General features: G+C 74.7%; 6 protein-coding genes. 5 read left to right on the forward strand and 1 reads right to left on the reverse strand.

Annotated features, from left to right (window positions below; all coding sequences use genetic code 11):
- The first annotated feature begins 88 nt into the window (after positions 1-88).
- From ABZ484_RS30660 to ABZ484_RS30675, 4 genes are all read left to right on the forward strand, one after another.
- A complete protein-coding gene (locus ABZ484_RS30660) occupies positions 89-1,198 on the forward strand; it encodes a hypothetical protein (RefSeq protein ID WP_358869182.1) in 1,110 nt (369 codons plus the stop codon).
- A 69-nt stretch (positions 1,199-1,267) separates the two neighbouring features.
- Positions 1,268-1,630: a hypothetical protein gene (locus tag ABZ484_RS30665; protein ID WP_358869183.1), complete on the forward strand. Its 363-nt coding sequence runs from the start codon at positions 1,268-1,270 to the stop codon at positions 1,628-1,630.
- Positions 1,631-1,633: 3 nt separating this feature from the next.
- The gene (locus ABZ484_RS30670; RefSeq protein ID WP_358869184.1) at positions 1,634-4,486 is read left to right on the forward strand and encodes a caspase family protein; all 2,853 of its coding nucleotides are present in this window, start codon (positions 1,634-1,636) and stop codon (positions 4,484-4,486) included.
- A gap of 44 nt (positions 4,487-4,530) precedes the next feature.
- The gene (locus tag ABZ484_RS30675; protein WP_358869185.1) at positions 4,531-5,916 is read left to right on the forward strand and encodes an extracellular solute-binding protein; all 1,386 of its coding nucleotides are present in this window, start codon (positions 4,531-4,533) and stop codon (positions 5,914-5,916) included.
- Positions 5,917-5,942: 26 nt separating this feature from the next.
- Here ABZ484_RS30675 and ABZ484_RS30680 read toward each other — a convergent pair whose 3' ends face one another.
- Positions 5,943-6,110, reverse strand: a complete 168-nt coding sequence (locus ABZ484_RS30680) for a hypothetical protein (protein WP_358869186.1) — start codon at positions 6,108-6,110, stop codon at positions 5,943-5,945.
- 197 nt (positions 6,111-6,307) lie between these two features.
- On the opposite strand from ABZ484_RS30680, the gene ABZ484_RS30685 reads away from it, so the two are divergent.
- The coding region (locus ABZ484_RS30685) for a helix-turn-helix transcriptional regulator (RefSeq protein WP_358869187.1) at positions 6,308-6,979 on the forward strand (672 nt) is incomplete at its 3' end.

The raw sequence follows: 6,979 nt of genomic DNA on the forward strand, positions 1-6,979 counted from the left end.
CGGACGCACATTCCCACCCGCCTTTGCGGCCGCAGCGGTTACTGCGGTTACGGTGCTGTCCGTACGCGACCGACGACGCGGGGGGACCATGCCTGGAACCGTGCTGCTGCTCGCGGCCTCGCCGGTGGGCAGGGGGCGCCTGGTGGACGCCGCGTCCGTGCTTCCGGTGCTGGCCGCCGTCGAGCCGGCCGTGCTGTCGGGCACCGACACCGCGAGCGTCGTCGAGCTCGCCGACCCGGTGGAGCCGCAGGCCGTCCTCACCCGGCTGCGGGCCGCCGCGGCGTCCCCCGGCCCGCTGACCGTCTTCGTCACCGGGCAGTTGCAGCTCGACCGCCGCCAGCGCCTGCCGCACCTGGCGCTGGCCCGCACCACGCCCGCGACCGTCCGCTACACCGCGCTGCCCTGGCACTGGCTGCGCGAGGAGCTGCGGCTGCGCCCGGACGGCACGACCACGCTCGTGGCCGATCTGTACGCGGACGAGGAGAGCTGGCGGCAGCTGCGCGAGCGCCCGCTGGCGGTGGGCCGCACCGTCGCCGTGTACGGGCGCGTCGCGCCACCGCCGTCCCGGCGCACGGTGGCGGTCCCGGCCTACATGAAGGCGGTGGCGACGATCCTGCGCAGCGGGCACCGGCCGCCGCTGGAGCGGTTGCACGAGCAGGCGCTGGCACGGCTGGCCGGCGGTGCGGACGGGGCCGGTGCGGCGGGGGCCGGTGCCGTCGGGGCCCGCGCTCAGGACGGTCCGGGCATCGTGCTCGCCGCGCGGCGGCCGGCGGCGGCCGACCCGCACGCCGCCATCGCCGCATGGGTGGAGTCGGGACGGCACGGCGACGCCGACGCGCTGGCCGCCCGCTGGGAGCAGGCGGTGGTACGGGCGTACGGGGCGGCCTCGGAGGACGCGCTGCACTGGACGGAGGTCCGCGCCGACCTGGCCATGTTCGCGGGGGACGCGGCCCGCAGCTGCCGTGCCTGGCTGACCGTCGCCGCGACCCGGCTGGCCATGGGGCAGAACGCCGAAGCACCCGCGGTCGAGGCCGCCGTCGACCGGGCCCATCACCAGTGGGGACGGATCCGCGACGCCGCGCAGGCCCGGGAACTCGGGCCTGTTCTGGCCGAGTTGCGCGGGCGCGTCCCCGGGCGGCGGCGGGGCGCGCTGGACGACGTGCGGCGGCAGCTGCGGCAATTGCAGGCTCAGAGCTGACGCTACGTCAGTTCATAGGTGGGTACGGACCCTCCCCGGGCGCCGTTCGTGGTGCCAGAATGGTGAGTTATGGCTGAGGGGGATGGCGTGGCCGGCCGAGGCATCCGGGTCCGGCTGGACGGAAGCGCGAGCAACAACGACGTGGCCGCGTTGAAGGCGTGGCTGGAACGCGAGAAACCGCTGGACGACCGGGTTCGCGACGGGCAGTTGCAGATCCTCGAACGGTCCCGCCCCGGCGGGCCGCCCGGGCACATGGGCGCGGGCATGGAGATCCTCCTGGTCGTGATCGGCGCGGGCGCCGAGGCCGTGTTCCGGGAACTGCTGGAGCAGACCAGGCGGGCGGTCGCGGCCTGGCTGGAGAACCGCCGCCGGGTCGAGAGCGGCGATTCACCCGAGGCCCGCGTCGATCCGGTGAACCCCGACCAGGGGTAGCCGGTGAACCGCTTCGACCCGCGCGGGCAGGAGAACCGGGCGCTGCTGGTGTGCGTCTCGGAGTACGACCACACGCAGCCGGCCGAGCCGGACGGCGTCCCCGGCGATCTTCCCGCGGTCAAGCACAACCTCAACCGGCTCCGGCACGCCCTTCAGCGCGGCGGGGTGTTCGACGAGCGCGAGATCGTCACCTGCCGCTCGCCGTCCCTGGACGACTTCACCGAGGAGCTGCACACCGCCGCCCAGGAGGCCGAGGGGCTGCTGCTGTGCTACTTCGCCGGGCACGGCGCCGTGCCCAGCGCGGGCAACGAGCTCTTCCTCCAGATGCGCAACGCGCGCGTGGTCGCGGGCGGGCAGGCGGTGTTCCCGGGCGCGGACGCGTTCACCGGGGTGCTCACCGTGCTCGCGGGCAGCGGGGCCCGCAGGATCGTGGTGATCCTGGACTGCTGCTACGCGGGCAACGCCGCGCGGGTGTGGCACGACTTCGCGCACCGTCACAGGATCCTGCTGCTGATGGGCGTGCAGGCCAACCGCCTCATCGACTCGGGCGACGGCAGCGGACCGACGCCGTTCACCCGGGAACTGGTGCGGCTGCTCGGCGCGGACGAGGACCTGTCGGCGCTGGACCTCTTCTCGCGGGCGCGCCAGGGGATGCTCCGGGCGGACCGCACGACGACCCTCGGGGACCAGTGGGAACCCCAGTTCGTCGCGGAGCCGGGCACGGACGTGCTGCTGTCGGCACCGCGCCGGAAACCCGCACCCGCGCCTGCACCCGAACCGGGTCCCGCGCCCGCGCCGGTGCCGCCCGCGCCGGATCCCGCACCGGCCCCTGTACCGGATTCCCCACCGCTTCCCGCCCCGGCCCCCGTACCCGATCAGGATCCGGGGTCCGATGCCGCCTCGCCGCCCGTCGTCACGCCCTCCGAGCCGCACCACTCTCCCTCGCCCTCGCCTTCCCCTTCCCCTTCCCCCGTCCCCCTCCCGCCCCAGTCGTCCGAGGAGCCGACGCCCTCGGCGCAGTCGTCGGAACCGCCACCGGGGGGCGAGCGGACCCAGCACCACGGAGGGACGGCACCGGGCCGGCTCGCCGCGGCCCTCCGTGCCGTGCGGCGGTGGCTCCGGGCCGCCGTCCAGTGGTTCCAGGGGCCGGGCGGCCCTGTCCGGGGCGTGCTGAGCGGCGCGCTGGTGCTGGTGCTCGCCGGGGCCGGTCTCGTCGGCTACCGGCTCGTGGGCCCCGGCGGCGGCCACTCCTGCGCGCCGCCGCTCGAGCTGCGTCTGCTGACCGACCCCGACCTGGAGCCCACGGTCCGCGCCGCCGCCGACGCGTACCTCACCTCGGACGCCAACACCACCGGGCACGGCTGCCGCCGTACCGGGATCACCGTCTACAGCGCGGGCGCGAGCAGTGCGGTCACCGCGCTGCGCCAGCAGACCGACGCCTGGCAGGAGCCACGCGAGGAGGACACCAACCCGCAGCGGGACATCGGGCCGCAGCCGGACGTCTGGATACCCGCCTCGATCACGGACGTCGCCCGGGTCACCACCGACCAGACCGACCGCACCTTCGCCGAACTCCGGCCGGACGCCGAGCCGTTCGTGTACTCCCCCGTCGTGCTGGCCGTCCCGCAGAACATCGCCGGGGCCGCCCTGGACGAACGGGTCGGGCTCCCCCTGTCCCGGCTGATCGCGAACCTGAAGCAGCAGGACCGCGGCGCCGGTGTCCTGCGCGCCGACCCGGAGGTCACCGACTCCGCGCTCCTCGCGACGATCGGCCTGTACGGCGGTGGGGCCACCGATCCGCGCGGCGCCGAGCAGAGCGTACGCCCCACGGGACCGCCCTCCCCGACCGCCGCCGACCTGCTGTGCGCGCTGCCCGGCGACCGCGCCGCGGACGACCGTACCGCCGCGCTCGTGCCGGAGTTCCTGCTCAAAAGCGGTGTCGGCTGCGCGCGGACGACGCGGGTGCCGCGCAGCGCCGAGTACCCGGTCGACACACCGGCGCTGACGCCCACCTTCGTGCGGGTCCACTGGGAGGGCGGGGACCGGGACGAGACCGACCGGGAGGACGCCGTGAGCCGCTTCCGCCAGTGGCTGACCGGCAAGGACGGGCTCGCGGCCTTCACCCGCGCCGGCTTCCGTTCCGCGTCCGGCCCGCGGCATCCGCTGCTCGACGACGAGCACCCCGGGACGGGTGTGCTGCGCGACCCCAGTCCGCTGCCGGGCGCCGCCCGGCAGACGGCGATGGACACCGCGCTCGAGGGGTACCGCAGCGCCAACGGCCCCGGCCGGGTGCTCTATCTCCTGGACAGCTCCGGTTCGATGAACACGCGGTGGCCGGGGCCCAGCGGCGGCCCCGGCATCCTCAAGCAGTCCCTGGGCGGGCTGGGCGGCCAGGACGAGTACGGGGTGTGGGCGGTCCACGGCACGACCGGCGACCGGCCGTACGAGATGCTGCTGTCGTTCGGTCCCCACCGCCGCGGCGACGCCGAACGTGTCATCGACACCAGGGCGCGGGTGCGGGACGCGGAGGCCGACCCGCACGCGGCCCTGCTCGCCGCCCTCGACGACATGGCCCGGCGCGGCACCGACGACGAGCGGCCGCAGCTGATCGTCTTCATCACCGACGACGAGGACGACAACCGGCTGACCGGGAAGAACCTGGACCAGGTGCTGGAGCGGGCGGGGACGGCCAAGGTGCCGGTGGACATGGTGTCCCTGGTCAGCGGCGGCTGCGACAAGGGCCGCCCGGACGCCCGGATCGCCGACGCGAGCCACGGCCGCTGCCTGGACGCGGGCGACGACCTCGGCACGGGCCTGCACGACGAGGTCGCACGCGTGGGAACGGGGGAGGACTGATGGCACGGCGGCCGGGGCGACGCCGGGCGGGCGCGGGAGGACCGATGGGACGACGGCTGGTCTCGCTGTGCCTGGTGCCCCTGCTGCTCGCGGCCGGCGCCTGTACCGGGGGCGGCCCCCGGGACGCGCGGACGCCCGCCGCGGACGTGCCCGGCGACATCGTGGTGGCCAGCGGCCGGGACGTGACCGGCGAGGGCGGCGTCCGCCAGCAGCTCATCGACGCCTGGAACCGGCAGCAGGAGAAGCAGAACTCGGGCTACCGCGCCCGTCTGGTCGAACTCCCCGGCTCCGCCGACGAGCAGCGCAGCCAGCTGCTGGGCGCGCTGCAGTCGGGCAGCGCCGAGTACGACGTGGTCAACCTGGATGTGACCTGGGTGCCGGAGTTCGCCGAGGCGGGGCTGATCAGCCCGCTGCCCGACAGCGCGGTCGATGGCGACGTCATCCCCTCGGTGGCCGGCACGGCCCGCTGGAAGGGCCGGGTGTACGCCGTGCCGTTCAACAGCGACGTGGGGCTGCTGTACTACCGGCGCGACTACCTGCGCGAGGCGGGCGTGCAGCAGACCACCCTCGGTCCCGGCCTGACCTGGCAGAACCTGCTCGACCTCGGCAACGCCCTCGACGACCACCCGCCCAAGGGCTACGAGAAGCTCTGGACGACGCAGCTGGCCGCGTACGAGGGCCGTACGGTCAACGCCGTCGAGGCGTTCGCCTCGGCCACGAAGGACTTCTCCCTCACCGACGCCTCCGGCCACTACACGGGCGACGTGCGGGAGCTGACCGCCGGCATCATGGAGCTGCGCCGGCGCACCGAGAAGCCGTACACCCTGGACGACGCCTTCGACTCCGACGAGGCGGCCTCGCTCAGTGACTTCGCGGACGGCCGCACCGCCTTCCTGCGGCAGTGGCCGTACGCCTACGGCGCGCTCCACCAGACCTTCACCGAGCAGCAGCTGGGCGTGGCGCCGCTGCCCGGCCGGGCGGTGCTCGGCGGGCAGAACCTCGCGGTGACCCGGTCCTCGCCGCGGGCCCGCAAGGCCGCCGAGCTGATCACCTTCCTCACCAGCGCCGAGAGCGAACGTTGTCTGCTGGACGCGGGCTTCGCCGCGACCCGGACGTCCGCGTACGTGGACGACGCCGTCACCTGCGCCTCCGCGCCCGCCGGAGGAGCGGGCGCCGGGCCCTCGGCCTCGCCCACCGGCGAGAGCACCGACCGGATGCCCCGTGACGCGGCCGGCCGCCCGGAGTACGCCCGCCGGATCCTGCTCCCGGCGCTGCGCGACGCGGTCCCCCGCCCCCGCACCCCTCTCTACGGCGCCTTCACCCAGACCTTCACCACCGAACTGGGTGACCTGTTCACCGACGACCCGCCGAGCGACCCGGTGCTGGCGAGCCGGCTGGACAAGGCCCTGCGCAAGGCGCTGCCGAACTGAGGCCGAACTGCCTGACGGTTCCGGGCCTAACGGTTCTGGACGGTCACCTGCTGGACGGGCTGGGGGTCGACGGTCCTGGCAGGTCCGGCGTTCGCCGCGGCGACCAGGGCGGCCACGGCTATCAGGGCCGCGCCGAATCCTCTGACGTGGCGTGCGGAGAGACGACCTCGGCGCGCGACAGTGTGTCCGGGCACGGCAACCGACCTCGCAGCGACGGTGAACGACAGTGATGGATTAATTGCGTTTAACGCGTTCTCCAAACTAGGGGGTGAGGGGGCCCAACCGGAAGGGCGCCAAGGCGAGTTGGGCGGCGGTGGGCAAAACGTCCCATGCTGACGGCGGGTCAGTGAACGGCCTTTCCGTAAGTGCGCTTACTGGCATGATTAACCGCATGGCGAAGCGGGACGACCCGGAGACCATCGGGCGCAGGGTGCAGCGACTGCGGCGCGAACGCGGGCTGACACAGCGGCAGTTGGCCGAGCCCGCGTACACGCCGGCGTATGTCTCCACGCTGGAGGCCGGCCGCGTACGCCCCTCCGACGAGGCGCTCCGGCATCTGGCCGAGCGGCTCGGTGTCGCCTTCGACGAGCTGGCCACCGGACGCCCCGCCCATCTCGCCACCGATCTGCGGCTGCGGCTGACCGAGGCGCAGCGCACACTGACCGGCGGCGACACCGCCCAGGCGGCCGAGCAGTACGTCCGGCTGCTCGCCGAGGCCGAGGAGCACGAGCTGACCGAGGTGCAGGCCGAGGCCCTGCTGGGGCTCGGCGAGTGCGCACTGGAGACCGGCGAGCTGGCCGGCGGCCGGGAGTACTTCGAGCGGTCCGAACGGACCCTGGCCGACGCCCCGCTGCCCGCCCGCGTCCCGGCCCTGCGCGGCCGCGCCGTCTCCCACTACCTGGCGGGCGAGCTGCGGTACGCCGTGTACCTGCTGGAGTCCACCCTCGACGAGCTCAACCGCGGGGGCCTGCACGACCCCGACGCCCTGCTGCTGCTCTACGCCAGCGTCATCGGCCCGTACATGGACATGGGCGCGCACGCGCGGGCCGCGCAGGCGGCCGAG

This window comes from Streptomyces sp. NPDC006393 (assembly GCF_040628575.1).
GTDB lineage: Bacteria > Actinomycetota > Actinomycetes > Streptomycetales > Streptomycetaceae > Streptomyces.

Coding starts and splice junctions, on each gene's coding strand:
- ABZ484_RS30660 (WP_358869182.1), top strand. CDS start 89: ATGCCTGGAACCGTGCTGCTGCTCGCGGCCTCGCCGGTGGGCAGGGGG.
- ABZ484_RS30675 (WP_358869185.1), top strand. CDS start 4,531: ATGGGACGACGGCTGGTCTCGCTGTGCCTGGTGCCCCTGCTGCTCGCG.
- ABZ484_RS30665 (WP_358869183.1), top strand. CDS start 1,268: ATGGCTGAGGGGGATGGCGTGGCCGGCCGAGGCATCCGGGTCCGGCTG.